The sequence below is a fragment of the Ectopseudomonas oleovorans genome (genome assembly GCF_003052605.1).
GTDB classification, from domain to species: domain Bacteria; phylum Pseudomonadota; class Gammaproteobacteria; order Pseudomonadales; family Pseudomonadaceae; genus Aquipseudomonas; species Aquipseudomonas oleovorans_A.
Genome location: NZ_QASO01000075.1, coordinates 38,098 through 57,508, shown reverse-complemented (window position 1 = coordinate 57,508; position 19,411 = coordinate 38,098). Strand labels below are relative to the sequence as shown.

14 protein-coding genes, 1 pseudogene, 2 CRISPR repeat arrays and 1 riboswitch are annotated in these 19,411 nt (G+C 63.9%); of the genes and pseudogenes, 12 read left to right on the top strand and 3 right to left on the bottom strand.

The window, feature by feature from the left end; translation table 11 throughout:
• The coding region (tnpB, locus tag DBO86_RS13020; RefSeq protein ID WP_146173173.1) for an IS66 family insertion sequence element accessory protein TnpB at positions 1–135 on the bottom strand (135 nt) is incomplete at its 3' end.
• A 42-nt stretch (positions 136–177) separates the two neighbouring features.
• Here tnpB and DBO86_RS27275 point away from each other — a divergent pair.
• The 4 genes and pseudogenes from DBO86_RS27275 to DBO86_RS13005 form a co-directional block, all read left to right on the top strand.
• Positions 178–327: pseudogene (locus DBO86_RS27275) on the top strand (hypothetical protein); the annotation flags it as partial.
• Positions 328–549: 222 nt separating this feature from the next.
• The gene (locus DBO86_RS13015; RefSeq protein WP_108233878.1) at positions 550–1,191 is read left to right on the top strand and encodes a TetR/AcrR family transcriptional regulator; all 642 of its coding nucleotides are present in this window, start codon (positions 550–552) and stop codon (positions 1,189–1,191) included.
• The gene (locus tag DBO86_RS13010) at positions 1,188–2,837 is read left to right on the top strand and encodes an acyl-CoA dehydrogenase family protein (protein ID WP_108233877.1); all 1,650 of its coding nucleotides are present in this window, start codon (positions 1,188–1,190) and stop codon (positions 2,835–2,837) included. The genes DBO86_RS13015 and DBO86_RS13010 overlap by 4 nt, the downstream gene beginning before the upstream one ends.
• A gap of 84 nt (positions 2,838–2,921) precedes the next feature.
• Positions 2,922–5,087: direct repeats of the CRISPR family, unit length 29 nt; unit sequence GTGTTCCCCGCGCCAGCGGGGATGAACCG.
• 244 nt (positions 5,088–5,331) lie between these two features.
• Positions 5,332–7,989: a CRISPR-associated helicase/endonuclease Cas3 gene (locus DBO86_RS13005; protein ID WP_108233876.1), complete on the top strand. Its 2,658-nt coding sequence runs from the start codon at positions 5,332–5,334 to the stop codon at positions 7,987–7,989.
• Positions 7,990–7,991: 2 nt separating this feature from the next.
• Here the strand turns inward: DBO86_RS13005 and DBO86_RS13000 are convergent, their stop codons facing one another.
• Both DBO86_RS13000 and DBO86_RS12995 read right to left on the bottom strand, forming a co-directional pair.
• Positions 7,992–8,273, bottom strand: a complete 282-nt coding sequence (locus DBO86_RS13000) for a type II toxin-antitoxin system RelE/ParE family toxin (protein ID WP_108233875.1) — start codon at positions 8,271–8,273, stop codon at positions 7,992–7,994.
• Complete coding sequence (locus DBO86_RS12995) at positions 8,270–8,560, bottom strand: CopG family ribbon-helix-helix protein (protein ID WP_108233874.1); 291 nt, start codon at positions 8,558–8,560, stop codon at positions 8,270–8,272. Before DBO86_RS12995 ends, DBO86_RS13000 begins: the two co-directional genes overlap by 4 nt.
• A gap of 205 nt (positions 8,561–8,765) precedes the next feature.
• On the opposite strand from DBO86_RS12995, the gene casA reads away from it, so the two are divergent.
• The 8 genes from casA (at position 8,766) to DBO86_RS12955 (ending at position 19,180) form a co-directional block, all read left to right on the top strand.
• Complete coding sequence (gene casA / locus DBO86_RS12990) at positions 8,766–10,307, top strand: type I-E CRISPR-associated protein Cse1/CasA (RefSeq protein WP_108233873.1); 1,542 nt, start codon at positions 8,766–8,768, stop codon at positions 10,305–10,307.
• The gene (gene casB / locus DBO86_RS12985) at positions 10,304–10,846 is read left to right on the top strand and encodes a type I-E CRISPR-associated protein Cse2/CasB (RefSeq protein ID WP_108233872.1); all 543 of its coding nucleotides are present in this window, start codon (positions 10,304–10,306) and stop codon (positions 10,844–10,846) included. Before casA ends, casB begins: the two co-directional genes overlap by 4 nt.
• Positions 10,847–10,856: 10 nt before the next feature.
• Complete coding sequence (cas7e, locus tag DBO86_RS12980; RefSeq protein WP_108233871.1) at positions 10,857–11,996, top strand: type I-E CRISPR-associated protein Cas7/Cse4/CasC; 1,140 nt, start codon at positions 10,857–10,859, stop codon at positions 11,994–11,996.
• Positions 11,997–11,998: 2 nt separating this feature from the next.
• Positions 11,999–12,661 (top strand): type I-E CRISPR-associated protein Cas5/CasD, encoded by a 663-nt coding sequence (cas5e, locus tag DBO86_RS12975; RefSeq protein ID WP_108233870.1) that lies wholly within the window; start codon positions 11,999–12,001, stop codon positions 12,659–12,661.
• Positions 12,636–13,250, top strand: coding sequence for a type I-E CRISPR-associated protein Cas6/Cse3/CasE (gene cas6e, locus DBO86_RS12970; protein WP_108233869.1), 615 nt, complete (start codon positions 12,636–12,638; stop codon positions 13,248–13,250). Before cas5e ends, cas6e begins: the two co-directional genes overlap by 26 nt.
• 93 nt (positions 13,251–13,343) lie before the next feature.
• Positions 13,344–14,270 carry a type I-E CRISPR-associated endonuclease Cas1e gene (gene cas1e, locus DBO86_RS12965; protein WP_208630440.1) on the top strand — a complete coding sequence of 309 codons (927 nt, stop codon included), beginning with the start codon at positions 13,344–13,346 and terminating at the stop codon, positions 14,268–14,270.
• Positions 14,270–14,569 carry a type I-E CRISPR-associated endoribonuclease Cas2e gene (gene cas2e / locus DBO86_RS12960; RefSeq protein ID WP_108233868.1) on the top strand — a complete coding sequence of 100 codons (300 nt, stop codon included), beginning with the start codon at positions 14,270–14,272 and terminating at the stop codon, positions 14,567–14,569. Before cas1e ends, cas2e begins: the two co-directional genes overlap by 1 nt.
• A 65-nt stretch (positions 14,570–14,634) precedes the next feature.
• A CRISPR array of direct repeats spans positions 14,635–18,141; the repeat unit is 29 nt; unit sequence GTGTTCCCCGCGCCAGCGGGGATGAACCG.
• A 102-nt stretch (positions 18,142–18,243) separates the two neighbouring features.
• Positions 18,244–18,446: riboswitch (cobalamin riboswitch) on the top strand.
• 53 nt (positions 18,447–18,499) lie between these two features.
• Positions 18,500–19,180, top strand: coding sequence for an energy-coupling factor ABC transporter permease (locus tag DBO86_RS12955; protein WP_108233867.1), 681 nt, complete (start codon positions 18,500–18,502; stop codon positions 19,178–19,180).
• Positions 19,181–19,411: the final 231 nt, after the last annotated feature.

Here is a 19,411-nt window from a genome sequence, read left to right as displayed (position 1 = left end):
CACGAACAGCACCGGGTTGAACACCTCCACCTTGATGTCCAGCTCGACCAGCGCGGCCAGTCCATTGATGGATTTGCGGAAGTCGACGGGCTTTGGGTAGAGATAGACCTTCTGCACTTTGGCGTCGGGACGCATCATGACGGAACTCCACGGGAAAATAGGGAGCCCAGCATCCGGGATACGGAGAGGTCAGTTGAAGATGGGGTCTATGGAGCGCATACCGACTACCTGGCGAAACCGGTGAAATTCGACGAGTTGCGCGTACTGCTGCATGACTGGGTGCTGTGCCGCCCGGCAACGGTTTCCGGTGGCGCCGCGCCGGTCTGACTCTTTCGCAGGGCGTGATGAAGCCGCTGCGCCCGTAGGAGCCGGCTTGCCGGCGATGCTCTGCGCCTGTCAGATCGATGATCGCCAGCAAGCTGGCTCCTACAAGTGCAGCTTTGCACGGGCAACCTCATTCCCGATTCGGCGGCAGTTTTGGCCGGATCGTCCCTTTAGTCATGGTCTGAATCCTGATTCACTGCATGCAGATGAATCAGGATTCAGACCATGGCTTATCGCACCACCGAAGCTCGACTCGACCGCGACCAAGCGTTGCGCGCGCGTATTCTCGACTGCGCCTTGCTGCGGGTGGCCGAGGGCGGTTTCGCCGCCCTGACCATGCAGGCGTTGGCCGACGATGTTGGCATCGCCACCGGTAGTCTGTACCGCCACTTTCGCAGCAAGGGTGAACTGGCCGCCGAGGTATTCGCTAGCGCCAGCCAGCGTGAGGTAGATGCTCTGGCCGCTGCCATGCGTGGGCCGGGCAGCGCCAGTGAGCGCCTGCGCATCGGCCTGGAACAGTTCGCTGCCCGCGCCTGGCATAGCCGCCGCCTGGCCTTCGCGCTGATTGCCGAACCGGTCGACCCGGAAGTTGACGAGCAGCGCCTGCTCTATCGCGAAGCCTACGCCGAACTGTTCATCGATCTGCTGGAGGAGGGTGCCGGCACCGGTGAGTTTCGCGTCGAGCAGATCGGTCTGATGGCGGCCTGCCTGGTCGGCGCCATAGCCGAAGCGCTGGTCGGCCCTCTGTCGCCAGCTGCTCGCGCCGCTCGCGAAGCAGGCCAACCCACCCTGGAGCTGGCGCAGGTCAGCGCCAGCCTTGCCACCTTCTGCCTGCGCGCCGTCGGCGCCAAGGAGCCCACGCGATGAAGCCCAGCCTGCATGCCGAAACCCACGAGGTGTTCAACCAGGTACCGAGCCTCGATGGCGCCAATCTCTATCGCCTCGATCTGCCGCTGCAGGAGTGGATTCGCCGCTACGATGGCGCCTGGGCCCACGAGCGTTTGAGCGCCTATGGTGCGCTGGCCGGCGGCGCCCTGATGCAGGCCGGCTTTCTTGCCAACGAGAACAAACCGGTGTTCAAGAGTCATGACCGCTACGGCAATCGCATCGACCTGGTCGAGTTTCACCCGGCCTACCACGAGCTGATGCGCACAGCGGTCGAGCACGGCCTGCCGTCGCTGCCCTGGAACGACCCGCGTGCCGGCGCCCATGTCGCCCGTGCCGGGCTGACCTATATGCACAGCCAGGCCGAAGCGGCCAGCGGCTGCCCGTTGACCATGACCTTCGCCGCCGTGCCGGCCATCCGCCTGCAGCCCAACGTAGCCGAGCAGTGGCTGCCGAAGATCCTCGCCACCGAGTACGACCCACGCAACCTGCCGATGGAGCAGAAGACTGGCGTGACCATCGGTATGGCCATGACCGAGAAGCAGGGTGGCACCGATGTGCGCGCCAACACCACTCGCGCCTATCCCATCGGCCTCGGCGGACCGGGGCAGGGCTATGAGCTGGTGGGCCACAAGTGGTTCTGCTCGGCGCCGATGTGCGACGCCTTCCTCACCCTGGCCTACACCGACAAGGGCCTGTCGTGCTTCCTGCTGCCGCGTCACCGCCCGGACGGCACGCGCAACGCGTTCTACATCCAGCGCCTGAAGAACAAGCTGGGCAACTGGGCCAACGCCTCCAGCGAGGTGGAGTACCGTGGCGCTTTCGCCTGGATGCTCGGTGAGGAAGGGCGTGGCGTGCCGACCATCATCGAGATGGTGGCGATGACCCGCTTCGATTGCATGGTCGGTTCCAGCAGCCTGATGCGCCAGGCGCTGACCCAGGCCGCGCACCACTGCGCGCATCGCCAGGTGGGTGGCAAGCTGCTCGCCGACCAGCCGCTGATGCAGAACGTGCTGGCCGACCTGGCGCTGGAGAGCGAAGCCGCGCTGGCCCTGTGCATGCGCATGGGCCGCGCGCTGGATCACGCGCATGACGCGCAGGAAGACAAGTTCGCCCGTCTGGTCACTGCCGTGGGCAAGTACTGGATCTGCAAGCGCGCGCCGGAAATGATCTACGAGGCCAGCGAATGCATGGGCGGCGCGGGCTATGTCGAGGAAACCATCATGCCGCGCCTGTACCGCGAAGCGCCGGTCAACTCGATCTGGGAAGGCTCGGGCAACGTGCAATGTTTGGACGTGCTGCGTGCACTGTCCAAGGAGCCCGGCGTACTCGATGCGCTGTTCGCCGAACTGGGCGATGGTCATGGCGATGCCCGCCTGAAGGCGCATATCCAGCGCCTGAAGGCAGATTTCGCTGATACAGCCGATATCCAGTACCGCGCTCGCCAGCTCACCGAAGACATGGCCGTGGCACTGCAGGCGAAGCTGCTGCTGGAGGCCGGCAACGCCACGGTGTCCGACGCCTTTATCGCCAGCCGCCTGGAAGGCCGCGGCCGCGTCTACGGCACCCTGCCGCGCGGTGTCGACGTCGAGGCGCTGCTGGCGCGTAGCACGCCGAATCTGCTTTGATACAGGGGCGATCTTTAACAAGGAGAAGTTGGTAGATTTTTAGCGGCTGATTTTCTCCTTTGAGAACAATTGGTTAGGCTAAGTGTGTTCCCCGCGCCAGCGGGGATGAACCGACCTTCGAGCATCGCCGCTTTACCTGTGCTGCGTGTTCCCCGCGCCAGCGGGGATGAACCGGCGACGACAGCGCCGCGCTGATCGCCCGCGCCGTGTTCCCCGCGCCAGCGGGGATGAACCGGCCCTGGCCGTGGCCGCCATGGCCAACCCCATGTGTTCCCCGCGCCAGCGGGGATGAACCGGCCGGCTTCTCCGGTGGCCTGTCCGGCATTGCGTGTTCCCCGCGCCAGCGGGGATGAACCGCGGCCGAGCTCGATGCGCACCTGCTGCCCAAGGTGTTCCCCGCGCCAGCGGGGATGAACCGCCTACATCCCCCGCCGCATCCTGCCCGAGCGCGTGTTCCCCGCGCCAGCGGGGATGAACCGTTGATGATGGTGGCGGCAATGCCGGACAGCCCAGTGTTCCCCGCGCCAGCGGGGATGAACCGCCGGCGATGGGTCGGATAGATACGGTATCCAAGTGTTCCCCGCGCCAGCGGGGATGAACCGATTGCTGGCTCGGGATATATTGATACTCATCAGTGTTCCCCGCGCCAGCGGGGATGAACCGGATGCTCTTTAAGTCCGGCACTTCTGACTGAGGTGTTCCCCGCGCCAGCGGGGATGAACCGCCTATTGGGCAATGGTCGATTCGTTCGAGAAAGTGTTCCCCGCGCCAGCGGGGATGAACCGGACATCCTTGGTTGTCACCTTGTCCAGATACCGTGTTCCCCGCGCCAGCGGGGATGAACCGTCGTAAACACTCAGGTTCGGGAATATGAGAGCGTGTTCCCCGCGCCAGCGGGGATGAACCGACATCCTTGGTTGTCACCTTGTCCAGATACCGGTGTTCCCCGCGCCAGCGGGGATGAACCGTGGATTGCCGGCACCTATCCGAAGCTCGCGCAGTGTTCCCCGCGCCAGCGGGGATGAACCGCGCGGCGACCTCGCCGGCTACGTTACTGCAATGTGTTCCCCGCGCCAGCGGGGATGAACCGAGTCAGATGGGCCATTTACTGGGTCTAATGTCGTGTTCCCCGCGCCAGCGGGGATGAACCGTCCGCTCGCTGTGCCCAGCGCGATGGCTAAGAGTGTTCCCCGCGCCAGCGGGGATGAACCGCTGGTTTCAGATGCTAGCAATGGAGTAATTACGTGTTCCCCGCGCCAGCGGGGATGAACCGACCAACCGAACTATCTGGAATAGTAGGCAGAAGTGTTCCCCGCGCCAGCGGGGATGAACCGCCGCCTGAGCCGTACAAAGGCCAGTGCGATGAGTGTTCCCCGCGCCAGCGGGGATGAACCGGCTGTCGGCATATACATGCAGGACGTTACCTTGTGTTCCCCGCGCCAGCGGGGATGAACCGCTGGATGTGACCCACGACGCGCTGCAGATGGGGTGTTCCCCGCGCCAGCGGGGATGAACCGCGTGAGGGCTTCGCGCTCGATGGTGCTGACGGGTGTTCCCCGCGCCAGCGGGGATGAACCGCCTTGGATGCGGCCGATGCTGCGTTGCTGAGCGTGTTCCCCGCGCCAGCGGGGATGAACCAGCATTTGCAGTAGCAATGCTGTCGTTAATCACGTGTTCCCCGCGCCAGCGGGGATGAACCGTCGCGCCCTTTGCTCTGCGCCCGTCCTGGTTAGTGTTCCCCGCGCCAGCGGGGATGAACCGTCTGGCGAAGAAACACGGCATCGAGGCGCGGCGTGTTCCCCGCGTCAGCGGGGATGAACCGCGCAGCGAACCCAGGCGCGGCAGCAGCTGGCAGTGTTCCCCGCGCCAGCGGGGATGAACCGGCCCGAGCGCCGCCGAAATCCTTGAGCAGTCGGTGTTCCCCGCGCCAGCGGGGATGAACCGTGGGCTATCCAGATCTTGCCCGCATCGATATCGTGTTCCCCGCGCCAGCGGGGATGAACCGCCCACCGCTGCCGTCAGGCAGGCCAGCACGCTGTGTTCCCCGCGCCAGCGGGGATGAACCGAACGGCGGCATGATGCTGCACGCCACCGCCAACGTGTTCCCCGCGCCAGCGGGGATGAACCGCCGCCTTACTTCGCCTTTTGTCCTGAGTGCTAGTGTTCCCCGCGCCAGCGGGGATGAGCCGGCCATCGTTGTTGAGGATGACCAGCTGGAGCAGTTTTCCCCGCGTAAGCGGGGATGAATCGAACTGCGACGAGAGGTTGCCGATGGGCAACCCGTGCTCCCCGCATGAGCGGGGATGAGAGTAATACCGGCCTTGCTCCAGAGCTAACGCCCCAAACGTTTTTATTCCATGAGTTCGACGATGCAAGGCTCAGGTGCTGGGAATCTAATTAATGGTTTGCAGCAATAGGACTTCGCACGGTTGTCAGGTAGGGGGGCGTGCTGGCACTTTGTTGTGCAAGCCTCACGCAATGCAGGGAATGACCAATGAAAGGATTCGCCGATCTCAGCGACCAGGCCCGTCGCCTCTGGGCCAAGAGTGGTGATGGCTACGGCCATGGCGTGCTGGCCCATTTGCTGGACGTGGCGGCGGTGGCTGAGCGGATGCTGGCGCACGAACCGGCGAGCACGCTGGATTGGGCCGCTCAGACGTTGGGATTGGAGCGCGAGCAGGTGGCGCGCTGGGTTGCCTGTCTGGTGGGCCTGCACGATTTCGGCAAGGCCATTCCCGGCTTTCAGGACAAGTGGCTCGAAGGGCGGCAGGCCGATGAGGCGTTGGGGCTGACCTTTCCCTCCCGTGCTCTGGGCGTTACCGACCATGCCTGCGCCAGTGCGGCGTTGCTCTGGGAGCACCTGCCTGGTCAGGGCATTGGCCACCTGCTGTGGATCCGTCATGTCTTGCAGGCCATCAGCGCCCACCATGGCTACAACTTCAACCAAAGCGAATTCAATCGGGCCAAACCGGCGTTCGAACCTCCGGCCTGGGGTGAGGCGCGTCGGCAGATATTCGCTGCGTACTGGGCTGTATTGGCGCCACAGGGTGCGCCGCAGATCGAAGCGTTGTCGCAGCCAGCGGTGCAGTGGCTGGCCGGGCTGACCAGCGTGGCCGACTGGATCGGCTCCAATCCCGAGTGGTTTCCCCTGGGCGAGCGTCATGCTCTGCTGGCCGAGCATCATGCCGATGCCTGCGCGCGTGCTGATCAGGCGCTGCAGCAGATTGGCTGGCGCCCCTTTCAGCCTCTGCTGACTGCGCCGGCCACGGCAGATCACCTGATCGCTCAGATCGTTCAGCGCCCGGAGCTGACGGCGCGCCCGCTGCAATCCGAGGCCGACCGTTTGCTCGACGGAGTACAAGGCCCGGCGCTGCTGCTGGTCGAGGCGCCGATGGGCGAGGGTAAGACCGAGCTGGCTTTTCTCGCTCACCTGCGTCTGCAGGCGGCCAACCAGCATCGTGGGCTTTATGTTGCGCTGCCGACCCAGGCCACGGGCAATGCACTGTTCAGCCGTGCGCTGACCTTTCTCCACAGCTTTGCCGCCGACACACCGCTGGACGTGCAACTGGTGCATGGCGGCGCCGCGCTCAACGAACAGGTGCTGGCGCTGCGTGGCATTTATGGCGCATCCGGTGACAGCGTGGTCTCGTCGGCCTGGTTCTCCCAGCGCCGCCGGCCGCTGCTGTCGCCTTATGGTGTTGGTACCGTGGATCAGGCGCTGTTCGCCACACTCAACGTCAAACACCATTTCGTGCGCTTGTGGGGTTTGAGCAACCGCGTGGTTGTGCTCGATGAAGTGCATGCCTACGACACCTACACCAGCGGTTTGATTGAGGCCTTACTGCGTTGGCTCAAGGCGATGGGCAGCTCGGTGGTGCTGATGAGCGCCACCTTGCCGGCGCCGCGTCGTGATGCCTTGCTGAGCGCCTGGGGTGTAGCGGTGGACGCTGTACCCGAGCTGAGTTATCCGCGCCTGTTGCTGGCCGATGATCGTGGCCTACAGGGCGGCACATGTGCCTCGCGGCCACTGCCGCCGATTCACCTACAGGCCGTGCTGGAAGATATCGACAGCCTGGTCGCCAAGGCCTGTGAGCTGGTTCAGCAAGGTGGTTGCGGCGCGCTGATCGTCAATACCGTGGATCGCGCGCAAAGCCTTTACCTCAAGCTCAAGGCACAAGTGGGGGATGACGTGAGCCTGCTGCTGTTTCATGCACGCTTCCCGGCAGATCAACGCAGCCAGCAGGAGCAGGCGGTGTTAGCGCGTTTTGGTCAGGGCGGCGAGCGTCCTGCCAAGGCCTTGCTGATCGCCACGCAGGTAGCTGAGCAGAGCCTGGATATCGACTTCGACTTCATGTTCACCGACCTGGCGCCGGTGGATCTGATTCTGCAGCGCGCTGGCCGCCTGCATCGCCATCAACGTGAGCGTCCCGAGGCTCATCGGCAAGCAACCTTGTATGTGGCAGGTCTGGCTGTCGACGCCTTGCCCGACCTCAAGAACACTGCCTGGGAATACGTCTACGAGCCCTACATCCTAGGGCGCACCTGGGCACTGTTGTCGCGTGAGCAGGAGCTGCACTTGCCGCAGGATATCGACCGACTGGTTCAGGCGGTGTATGACAGCGAGGATTTGCCGGCTGATATTGCCGAGGCAGATCGTGCCTTTATCGAAGATGAAGCCTACGGTAGCCATTTGGGCAAGCGACAAACCGAGCGAATGATGGCCCGCAATGTCGCCGTCGATCCACAAGCCGAGCCTCAGAACGCCTACACCCAAAAGAATCGAGGCTATGAAGAGGGTGAGGAAGGTTTGGGGCTGCCCAACTACACTCGGCTCGGCGACGACTCAGTGACCCTGATTCCTGTGCATCAGGTGCCAGGTGGCTGGAGCCTGACACCCAATGGCGAAGCTTTTTCCCCTGATCAGCTGTTGTCCAACGAGCGGGCCAAACAGCTTTACGCCCGACAACTAAAGACCTCACGCACCGCGCTGGTCAAACATGCACAGGCGTTGGAGTCGCCTCGGTCGTTCAGCGAGCATCCGCTGCTGCGTCATCTCAAGCCGCTGGTGCTTACCGATGGCTGCCTACAGATCGGGCGTTTGATGGTGCGTCTGGATGATGAACTGGGGGTGGTCTACCAGCGCGAGGCTTGAGTTCAGTCCGCACCTGGCCACTGACGCGCTGTATGCAGCACGCGCAGTATCCGTACCTGATCATTGGCCAGGTCGTAGATCATCAGGTAATGCTGATGAACGACCAGTTCGCGTGTACCGTTCACCCGGCCTGGTCGCCCCAGGCCGGGGTGATCGGCCAGGCGGCCGGCCTTTTCTGCGAATAACTCATCCAGCGCCAGGGCGGCCATTGGATTGTCCTGGGCGATATAACTGCGGATGGCTTGGCGGTCCTTCAGTGCGAGACGCGTCCAGGCCAGCCTCACGACGCGGCACTGTCCAGCTTGCGGCGCATTTCAGCACGCCATGCGGCGGCTTCGGCTTCGACCTCTTCATTGCTGAGCAGCTCACCGGCATTGGCCGAATCCAGCCCCATCTGCACCTGGCGGCGCAGCCAGACATCGTGCTCGGCGGCCTCCTGCTGCTGTCGGACGAAGTCACGCATGAAGTCGCGCAGCAGTTGGGCGCCAGTGCGATCACGGGCTTTGGCAGCCTGGGCAAATTCGCTTTTCAGTGCGTCGTCTACGCGAAAGGTAAAGGTGGCTTCACTCATGATTGAGCACCTCGATGTGTTACAGGATTGGTGCATCGTAGCACGCAGTCATTCAATGACGCGTCATCATGGACGGGTGGCATTGACTAGAGCGGTTTGCTGACCTGACTCATTTTCATGATGGCATTTTGTCTGCTTTACTGCAGACCTGTCGGATTCAGGGAGAGGGATATGGAGTCGTGGCAACAGGGAATGGGGGATAGGTATGAGTGAGTCTTTCAGTCTGCTCGACGAGCCATGGCTGGCGGTACGGATGCACGATGGGCAGGTGCGTGAACTGGGCTTGTTGGCGCTCTTCGAGCTGGCCGGCGAGATCAGCGCCCTGGCAGAAACCTCACCGCCGAGTCTGATCGCTCAGTACAGGCTGTTGCTGGCGATCACCCACCGCGCCATCAGCCAGGCGCAGGGGCGCTGGACGGATGCCGAGCGCCTACGCTGGTATCAGGACGGGCTGCCGCTGTCGGCCATTCGCGACTATCTGCAGCGTTGGCGCGAGCGCTTCTGGCTGTTCCATTCGCAGCATCCCTTCATGCAGGTGGCGGCGCTGGCCGACGCCGAAGAAACCCGCGACAAGCTCAAACCCTGGACGCAAATTTCCCTGGCCAGCGCCAACGGCAATGCGCCGGTGGTGTTCGATCATTCCTGCGATCTGGCGCCGCGCAGTATCAATGCTGCCGATGCCTTGCGTACCTTGCTCGGCTTTTTGCAGTTCACGCCCGGTGGACTGGTCAAGACGCTGCGCGACTCCGATAAAGCCGGCGCACTGGCCAATACGGCAGCGGTGCTGCCGATGGGCGATTCGCTGGCGCAAAGTTTGTGCCTGGCCCTGCATCCAACAACCCAGACGGGGCATGAAGACCTGCCTGCATGGGAGCGCAGTGCGCTAAACATTACCCAACTGCGTGGCGACCCTGAGCTGGCGAGCGGCCCCAATGATCGCTACACCAGGCAGAGCCGGGCCGTTTTGTTGTTAGCGGACGATGAGCAGCGTGTGCAGTGGATTCGCTTCGCCGCTGGTTTGGCACTGGGCGATGACGCGCAGGCACCCGATCCCATGGCCAGCTATCGAGCGGGTAGCAACAGCTTGGTACGCCTGAGCTTCAGCGAAGGTCGTGCCTTGTGGCGTGATCTTCCCGCACTGTTGCCGGACGCTGAAGGTAAGGCCTCGCAGCCTGCTGCAGTGCTGGAATGGGCAGCCAATCTGCAGTTCTACCTGGGCAATGGCGTGCAGCCGTTGCTGATTGCAGGCTTGGCCAGTGATCAGGCCAAGCTGCTGCGCTGGCGTTCCGAGCGCATCGCGCTGCCGGCCAAGCTGCTGGCTTCGCCCGATCACGCCAATGAGCTGCGCCGCTATGTACGCGATGCCGAAGAGTTGTTCATGGCCTTGCGTAAGCTGGCCACCGGCATGCTCGCCGAAACCCTGCCTGACCCCGGCAGTAAGGACACCTGGGCGCGTGCGCGCAGTCTGATCGATGCCGGCCCGGCGGGTGCCCTGTACTTCGCCAGCGCCGAGCGTCAGCTTGGGCGCGTCATGGCGCTACTGGGTAACGACGAGCTGGACGAGGCCGAGGCGCTCTGGCGCCAGAGCCTGCATGACGCCGCCCGTGACGCCTGGCAGGCCGTGCTGGCTGGCTTAGGTCGAGGCGCCAAAGCCCTGCGTGCCGAAGCACGTCATCATCCACGCCTGCTGGGGCTGCTCGCCCCGTTGCGGGCGACTCCCACACCCGACAAGGAGGTTCGCGCATGAGTGAGTTCGCGCAGAGCTTTATCGCGCATTTGCAGCGCTTGCAGGAGCATGACCGGGGCGCCATGGCCACCCTGCGTCGCAGCCTGAGCTTCGAGCCGGGCAGTTATCCGCCGGCTTATCCCTACGTGGAACGCTTCGTCGCGGCCGAGCGGCATGCTCAGGATGCGTCGCGCCTGGCGCTGTACCTGACGGCTGGTTTGTATGCCGCCCATCCTCATCACGGTGCCAGAAGCCTGGCTGCAAGCCTTGGTGAGCTGATGCGCAAGCGTGAAAGCGCCAGCATCGAACAACGCTTCATCGCCTTGCTGGGGGCCGACGCGGAAAACCTGGCGGTGTATCTGCGCCAGATCATCAGCCTGCTGGCTGCCGATGATCGCCCGCTGGACTACGGCGTGCTGCTGCGCGACCTGAGCGTCTGGCTCAACCCACATATCGATGCCGAGCGCCGCGACAACGTGCGCCAGCGCTGGGCGCGGGACTTCTATCGCGCCCTGGCGGCGCCTGCTGCCGAACCCACTGAACAAGCTGTCAACGACTGAGAGGGACATCATGAGTCTGTTTGTCGAGTTCCACCTGATCCAGAACTTCGCCCCATCCAACCTCAACCGTGACGATACCGGCGCGCCCAAGGATGCCCTGTTCGGTGGCCATCGCCGCGCACGGGTCAGCAGCCAGTGCTTCAAGCGTGCCATTCGCTTGGCCGCTCAGGAGCATGAGCTGGTCGCGCCGGAGTATCGCGGTGTGCGTACCAAGAAGCTCAAGGCGCTATTGCTGGAGCGCCTGGTCGGGCGCGATCCGTTGGAAGCCGAGGGTAAGATCGAAGTGGCGCTGGCCGCTGCCGGCCTCAAACTCAAGGACGACGGCAAGACCGAGTACCTGCTGTTTCTCGGCGAGGCCGAAATTGCCGGTTTCGCCACCTTGATCGAACAACACTGGGACGAGCTGGCCGGTGCGGCTGGCGGCGAGAAGAAGGGTAAGAAGGAAGCCAAGGCCAGCGCCCCGGCTGACGTGGTGAAAAAGGCCAAGGCCTTGCTCGATGGCGGCAAGGCAGTGGACGTGGCGCTGTTCGGGCGTATGCTCGCCGACATGCCGGAGGTCAACCAGGACGCCGCCTGCCAGGTGGCCCATGCCATCAGCACGCACCGCGTGGAGCGTGAGTTCGACTACTTCACCGCCGTCGACGACAAGGGCGGGCCGGACGAAACCGGCGCCGGCATGATCGGCCAGGTGGAGTTCAACTCCGCCACCTTGTACCGCTATGCGGTAGTCGATGCCGGCAAGCTGCTCGGTAACCTGCAGCAGGATCGCGAGCTGACCCTGTCCGCCCTGGAGGCCTTTACCCAGGCCATGGTGCGCGCCATTCCGACCGGCAAGCAGAACACCTTCGCCGCGCACAACCTGCCGAGCTTCGTCGGCGTTTGCCTGCGCCATGCCGGCCCGCTGAACCTGGCCAACGCCTTCGAGAAGCCCATCGCCGCCCGTCAGGATGCTTCGTTGACTGGGTTGTCGATCAGCGAGCTGGCCAAGCATGAGGGCAAGCTGGCGGCGGTCTATGCCGATGCCCGCGATCAGTGGGCGTACCTCGATCTGAGCGACGCCTGGCCCGCGCAGAAGGGCGCTCAGGTGAAGAACCTGGGCGAGCTGGCGACCTGGGTACGTATGCAGGTTGCCGCGCAACTGGAGGGCTGAGCATGGCAACCCTGTTGCTGCGTTTGCAGGGGCCGATGCAATCCTGGGGCACCACTAGCCGGTTCGATGAGCGCGATACCCAGTTGGAGCCTTCCAAATCGGGCGTGCTCGGTCTGGTCTGTGCGGCGTTGGGGCGTGATCGGCATGAGCCGGTCGAGGATCTGGCAGCCCTGCGTATGGGGGTGCGCGTCGACCATGAAGGCGCCCCTATGCGCGACTACCAGACCGCTACTGGCGTGTTGATCGCCACCGGCAAGTCGGATTTACGCCGTACCGTGGTCAGCCCGCGCTATTACCTCTCCGATGCCGCCTTTCTGGTCGGCCTGGAGGGTGCGGATGACGTCCTGCTGACTCGCATTCACGCCGCTTTGCGTGCCCCGCACTGGCCGTTGGCACTGGGGCGCAAGAGTTTTGCGCCGGGCATGCCGGTCTGGCTGCCTGACGGTCTTTCTCCTTTGTCCTTGGAGCAGGCGTTAGCGCAATACCCTCGGCTTGCGAGTTTACGCCGTATGGATTCACATCCGACCCTGCGCTGCTTGCTGGAGGATGATCAGGAAGGCGCCATTCGCCTGGATCAGCCCGTTGCACCTTTTGCCGAGCGTCGTTTCGGCCCACGTTTCGTGAAATCGGGAGTGCTGCATGTACCTGACCAGACTGACGCTTGACCCGCGCAGCGCTCAGGCGCGGCGTGATTTGGCCGATGCCTACGAGATGCACCGCACCCTGGCCCGCGCCTTCGTCACCGATGAGCATAGCTCCCCGGTTCGTTTTCTCTGGCGTCTGGAAGCGGGCAGCAATGCCTGGGCAAGCCCTGTTGTGCTGGTGCAATCGGCGCAGGTCGGCGACTGGTCAGCCTTGCAGGTGTTGCCCAACTATCTGCAGCGCGAGATCGAAAGCAAACCACTCGACCTCCAAACGTGGGTCGAGGGCGGGGCGCGTTATCGCTTTCGCCTGCAGGCCAACCCAACCGTGACGCGTCAGGGCAAGCGCTATGGCCTGGTAGGCGAGGAACAGCAGCTTGCCTGGTTGAGCCGCCAGGGCGAGCGCCACGGTTTTGAGGTCGAAGCGGCCCTGGTGACGGCCAGTGATGTGCTGGCAAGTCGTAAGGGCGACAGCCGCATCAGCCTGCAACGAGTGTGCTTCGAGGGGCGCTTGCAGGTGCGCGAGCTGGCAGCTTTCAGCCGAGCGCTGGAGCAGGGCATCGGCCCAGGCAAGGCGTTCGGCTGCGGGTTGCTCAGTCTGGCGCGTGGCTGAATATGGATCAGACCATGGAGGGTGGCATGAAAGCCAAACTGCAGGCACTGGAGCAGGGCATCAACCGTAGCAGCTCGATGAAGGGGCCTGAACATGGCCGGTAACCTGCTACCTCCACTCAAACCCCTGCCGATGAAGGATCGGGTGTCGATGATCTTCGTCCAGTACGGGCAGATCGACGTGCAGGATGGCGCCTTCGTGGTCATCGACAAGACTGGTGTGCGCATGCACATCCCGGTCGGTTCGGTGGCCTGCATCATGCTCGAACCGGGTACACGGGTGTCGCATGCCGCCGTACATCTGGCCTCCACCGTCGGCACTTTGCTGGTGTGGGTGGGCGAGTCCGGCGTGAGGTTGTATGCCAGTGGTCAGCCCGGTGGTGCGCGGGCGGATCGCTTGCTCTACCAGGCCAAGCTGGCGCTTGACGATGAGCTGCGGCTGAAAGTGGTGCGCAAGATGTACGAACTGCGCTTTCAGGAGCCCGCACCGGCCCGGCGCAGCGTCGAGCAGTTGCGCGGTATCGAAGGCGCGCGTGTGCGTGAAACCTATAAATTGCTGGCCAAGCAATACGGCGTCGACTGGCGTGCGCGCAATTATGACCGCAACGAATGGGATGCAGCGGATATCCCCAACCGCTGCCTGTCGGCGGCCACCTCCTGTCTGTATGGCATCACCGAGGCCGCTGTGTTGGCGGCGGGTTATGCCCCGGCAGTGGGGTTCATTCACACCGGTAAGCCTCTGTCCTTCGTCTACGATGTCGCCGACTTGTTCAAGTTCGAGACTGTGGTACCGCTGGCCTTTCGCATCGCCGCCAAGGCGCCACACCAGCCAGAGCGTGAGGTGCGCCTAGGTTGTCGTGATCTGTTTCGCTCCAGCAAGATCCTGACGAAGATCATTCCTACCATTGAGGAGGTGCTGTCCGCTGGTGGTATCTCACCACCTGAGGCGCCGCCGGAGTCCGTGCCGCCTGCTATCCCCAACCCCGAAAGCATCGGCGATGCCGGGCACAGGGCGCAGTAATGAGCTTTCTGGTGGTGGTCACCGAGAACGTCCCGCCGCGCTTGCGCGGGCGTATGGCCATTTGGCTGCTGGAAGTGCGTGCCGGTGTCTATATCGGCGATGTTTCCAAACGCACCCGTGAAATGATCTGGGAGCAACTGAGCCAGGGTCATGAAGACGGCAACGTGGTCATGGCCTGGGCGAGCAACCATGAGTCGGGTTACGAGTTCCAGACACTCGGTCCCAATCGCCGGCTCCCGGTAGAGTTTGACGGCCTGCATTTAGTCGCCTTCCATCCCCCGGGAAACTCTGATCTTTAACAAGAAAAGTTGGTAGATTTTTAGCGGCTGATTTTTCCTTTAAGGAACAATTGGTTACGCTAAGTGTGTTCCCCGCGCCAGCGGGGATGAACCGTCGATGGTCACACCCTTGGCTTCGATGCCGTGGTGTTCCCCGCGCCAGCGGGGATGAACCGTAGCTGAGCACGCCGGCCAGGGCACGGTGGAAGTGTTCCCCGCGCCAGCGGGGATGAACCGCTCTGCGTCAAGATCAGTGAGCGTTGTTTTTTGTGTTCCCCGCGCCAGCGGGGATGAACCGCTGGACGAACAGGTCGGCTGGCACAAAACCCTGTGTTCCCCGCGCCAGCGGGGATGAACCGTCGACGACCACGACCACCTGCTGAAAGAACTCGTGTTCCCCGCGCCAGCGGGGATGAACCGCTGTAGGTTTCATGCCGGCCACGGGCGACCACGTGTTCCCCGCGCCAGCGGGGATGAACCTTGCTCGCGCAGGATCTGCCCGGCGGCGCTGGTGTGTTCCCCGCGCCAGCGGGGATGAACCGCCGGAGCTGTACACCTTCACCGACTCGCCCTGGTGTTCCCCGCGCCAGCGGGGATGAACCGGCGGAGATCAGCGCCATCGTCTGGCTGGGCGGGTGTTCCCCGCGCCAGCGGGGATGAACCGCATGAGAATGCTGCGTCTTTGATCCAGCCTTTGTGTTCCCCGCGCCAGCGGGGATGAACCGCGGTTGAGGGCGTCAATGGCGCGCTCGCGGATGTGTTCCCCGCGCCAGCGGGGATGAACCGTGCGGGTCTCGCTCATGCTCTCGATGACATAGGTGTTCCCCGCGCCAGCGGGGATGAACCGCTGCATAGGGTGAACAGGGCAACGAGCGCCAGGGTGTTCCCCGCGCCAGCGGGGATGAACCGCACGTCCACAGCAGGCTGAACCACTCGCTGCTGTGTTCCCCGCGCCAGCGGGGATGAACCGCCGGCCATCGTGGTCGCTGAGCTGCAGGTCGAGTGTTCCCCGCGCCAGCGGGGATGAACCGCGGGTCATGGTTAGGCTCCTTCTTTGCGGTGCGTGTTCCCCGCGCCAGCGGGGATGAACCGGGTCGAGAGCTTGAAGCCCTGCAAAACTCCAAGTGTTCCCCGCGCCAGCGGGGATGAACCGCGCTAAACGCTGACGATATCCGCCCCCTGAATGTGTTCCCCGCGCCAGCGGGGATGAACCGACGACCTGCGCGCCGCCGTGGAGGCCGCATCCGTGTTCCCCGCGCCAGCGGGGATGAACCGCCACGGACGCGGTAAAAAGCGAGCTGGAACAGGTGTTCCCCGCGCCAGCGGGGATGAACCGACGGGGGTTGCGGCTAACAATGCAGCGCCGCAGTGTTCCCCGCGCCAGCGGGGATGAACCGTGAACTCCGGAAACAAAAACGGCCCCGTAAGAGTGTTCCCCGCGCCAGCGGGGATGAACCGCCGGCAAAGAAACAGCAGCAGCGGCCAGGGAGGTGTTCCCCGCGCCAGCGGGGATGAACCGTTCCTCGATCCGCTCCAGCGCTTTCGCCAGCTGTGTTCCCCGCGCCAGCGGGGATGAACCGATCTCGGCCCGCGCACGTTCTACCGCCACGTTGTGTTCCCCGCGCCAGCGGGGATGAACCGGCGCTGTGGCCTTCCGTGCCGGTGTCCCGCACGTGTTCCCCGCGCCAGCGGGGATGAACCGGCTGACATGGAGGGCGGTATTCACCACCTCTAGTGTTCCCCGCGCCAGCGGGGATGAACCGGATAGTCACGGCGCTGGCCACTCCTGATTAACGTGTTCCCCGCGCCAGCGGGGATGAACCGCAAGCTCGCGTGCTGTCCGCGCTGGTATCGGCGTGTTCCCCGCGCCAGCGGGGATGAACCGACTGTATTCGGTGCAGTGTCCGTGTCCTACAGGTGTTCCCCGCGCCAGCGGGGATGAACCGCGCTCTATATACGCTTCATCGCGGTCATAGGTGTGTTCCCCGCGCCAGCGGGGATGAACCGAGTTCGATTACGCCCGACGTATACATCTTCTTGTGTTCCCCGCGCCAGCGGGGATGAACCGACCAGATCATCACCGACAGCTATGCAATCTACGTGTTCCCCGCGCCAGCGGGGATGAACCGCCCGCGCCGTGGCTGGCTTTGAGGGTGGCGTGGTGTTCCCCGCGCCAGCGGGGATGAACCGGGCCTGCTCCAGCATGCTCCTGCGAGGCTGATGTGTTCCCCGCGCCAGCGGGGATGAACCGAGCGTTGAGCAGCAGTCCCGCGTTTTGAGTGCGTGTTCCCCGCGCCAGCGGGGATGAACCGGCCAGTGCGATGAACACGGTGAGTTTGACGGCGTGTTCCCCGCGCCAGCGGGGATGAACCGACGGTAGAGGTTTTATGTGCGAATTGCTCGAAGTGTTCCCCGCGCCAGCGGGGATGAACCGGCTACATGGCTGTACTACTACGGTGCTAATCCGTGTTCCCCGCGCCAGCGGGGATGAACCGGCTTAACGCTAGTCCCCTGGTCGTGCGGGCCAGTGTTCCCCGCGCCAGCGGGGATGAACCGCTCGGACGCTTGTTCGTGCGGCGTGATGGCGCGTGTTCCCCGCGCCAGCGGGGATGAACCGTCACGGCCTGAATGTCGAGGATGATCGATTCAGTGTTCCCCGCGCCAGCGGGGATGAACCGGCGGCAAACAAGCCGACGCTAAGCAAGCGAGAGTGTTCCCCGCGCCAGCGGGGATGAACCGATTGGATCAGCGCAGCGGTGGATGTGCGCAATGTGTTCCCCGCGCCAGCGGGGATGAACCGCGGCAGAACTAGGTTCAAGTCCTAGGATGGCAGTGTTCCCCGCGCCAGCGGGGATGAACCGATTTGACCGAGCTTGGCGGGTCAGTGCCGCAAGTGTTCCCCGCGCCAGCGGGGATGAACCGTCATGGCGCCAGGTCATGCACATTGCATCCACGTGTTCCCCGCGCCAGCGGGGATGAACCGGAGGTATTCGACGAAGCCTCTCTGCGGACTATGTGTTCCCCGCGCCAGCGGGGATGAACCGCTGGGCGCGAACCTTGTCGTGGTCAGCCTTATGTGTTCCCCGCGCCAGCGGGGATGAACCGGTCCAGGGGATGATGCGGTTCGCGGTGACGCGGTGTTCCCCGCGCCAGCGGGGATGAACCGTGGTGGCACCGCTGCCCGACCGCCGCGCCAATGTGTTCCCCGCGCCAGCGGGGATGAACCGGATGCGCTAGATGCGCAGCAGGCCTACCGCGAGTGTTCCCCGCGCCAGCGGGGATGAACCGAACGCCAGCAGGTGGCCGCCTGGCTTGAGCACGTGTTCCCCGCGCCAGCGGGGATGAACCGCGGGCCTATCACGCGCGCGGGAAAATCGTGCGGTGTTCCCCGCGCCAGCGGGGATGAACCGCCGTTCAAATGCCCACCGGCCGGCCTTCACCGGTGTTCCCCGCGCCAGCGGGGATGAACCGCCGGCCTCGATCAGGGTGTCCATGTAACGGGTGTGTTCCCCGCGCCAGCGGGGATGAGCCGAAGTTGGCCAGATCGCATTTCAGGTAGTGCGCGTGTTCCCCGCGCCAGTGGGGATGAACCGCAGGAGATGGCGCTGGAGTACATCGCTGCCTGGTGTTCCCCGCTTTAGCGGGGATGAGCTTCGAGGGGGAACCCGGCACGCTGTTTTTTAGCCGGGCAGGCGAGTAATCTTGCCGCCGATGGTTCTGCGTGCACGTCTGTGACGCGGATGAAAAGGGAACAGGGTGCGGCGAATCTCGCCAATGCCCTGGCTGCCCCCGCAACTGTAAGCGGCGAACGATGCCCTCATGCCACTGACTTCGGTCGGGAAGGCGGGCGAAGTGCCAAGCCGTGAGCCAGGAGACCTGCCATCGACAACGGGCGTTTCGCCCACCCCCTTATCCGAATCGTCGCGCGGTGGGCGCGGCAAAGGAACTCGCATGCATATCGAACCCGGTGTCGTCGAAGGCGCCAAGATCCTGCTCAGCTACACAACGGCCATCACGGCTTTCGGCCTGACCGCCAAGCTCGCTCTGGACAGCGTCCGCAACAACGGCGGTGTCGCCGCCCTGGCGCTACGCAGCCTGCTGACCACCGCCCTGGTGTTCTGCTTCTTCGAAGTGTTCCCGCATCATGCGGTGGGCGTTTCCGAGGTGCACCTGATCCTCGGCTCGACCCTGCTCCTGCTGTTCGGCGCCGGTGCTGCCGCCATTGGCCTGGCCGCGGGGCTGTTGTTGCAGGGGCTGCTGTTCGCCCAGTTCGACCTGCCGCAGTACGGCATGAACGTCACCACGCTGTTGATCCCGTTGTGGGGCATCAGTCTGCTGGCCAAGCGCATCGTCGCGCCGGGTACCGCCTACGTCGATCTTTCCTACAAGCAGGCACTGGCGCTGTCGACTGCCTACCAGGGTGGCATCGTCGCCTGGGTCGCGTTCTGGGCCTTCTACGGTCATGGCTTCTCCAGCGAGAACCTGGCGGCCGTGGGCAGCTTCGGCCTGGCCTACATGAGCGTGATCCTGATCGAGCCGCTGATCGACCTGGGCGTGCTGGCCGCTGCCAAGGCGTTGTCGCGTTTCAGCCAGGGGCCGCTATTCAACGTGCGCCTGCATCAGCCGGCCTGAGCCGGTCGCTCTGACGGTCATGCGGTGAGATACGTCCCGGATGATGAAAGCCTGTGCTGCATGCCTGCCCTCATCCGGCGCTTCGCGCCACCTTCTCCCAGAGGGAGAAGAACACTTAGGAAGGCGTCGCTGCGCGACTTTTGCGCTAGCAGGCTGTTGAAAAACTACCTGCGTTGCCATTGCTGCGTTAAAAACAGGCTCGTGCGCGAGTCCGATCAAAATGCTCATTTA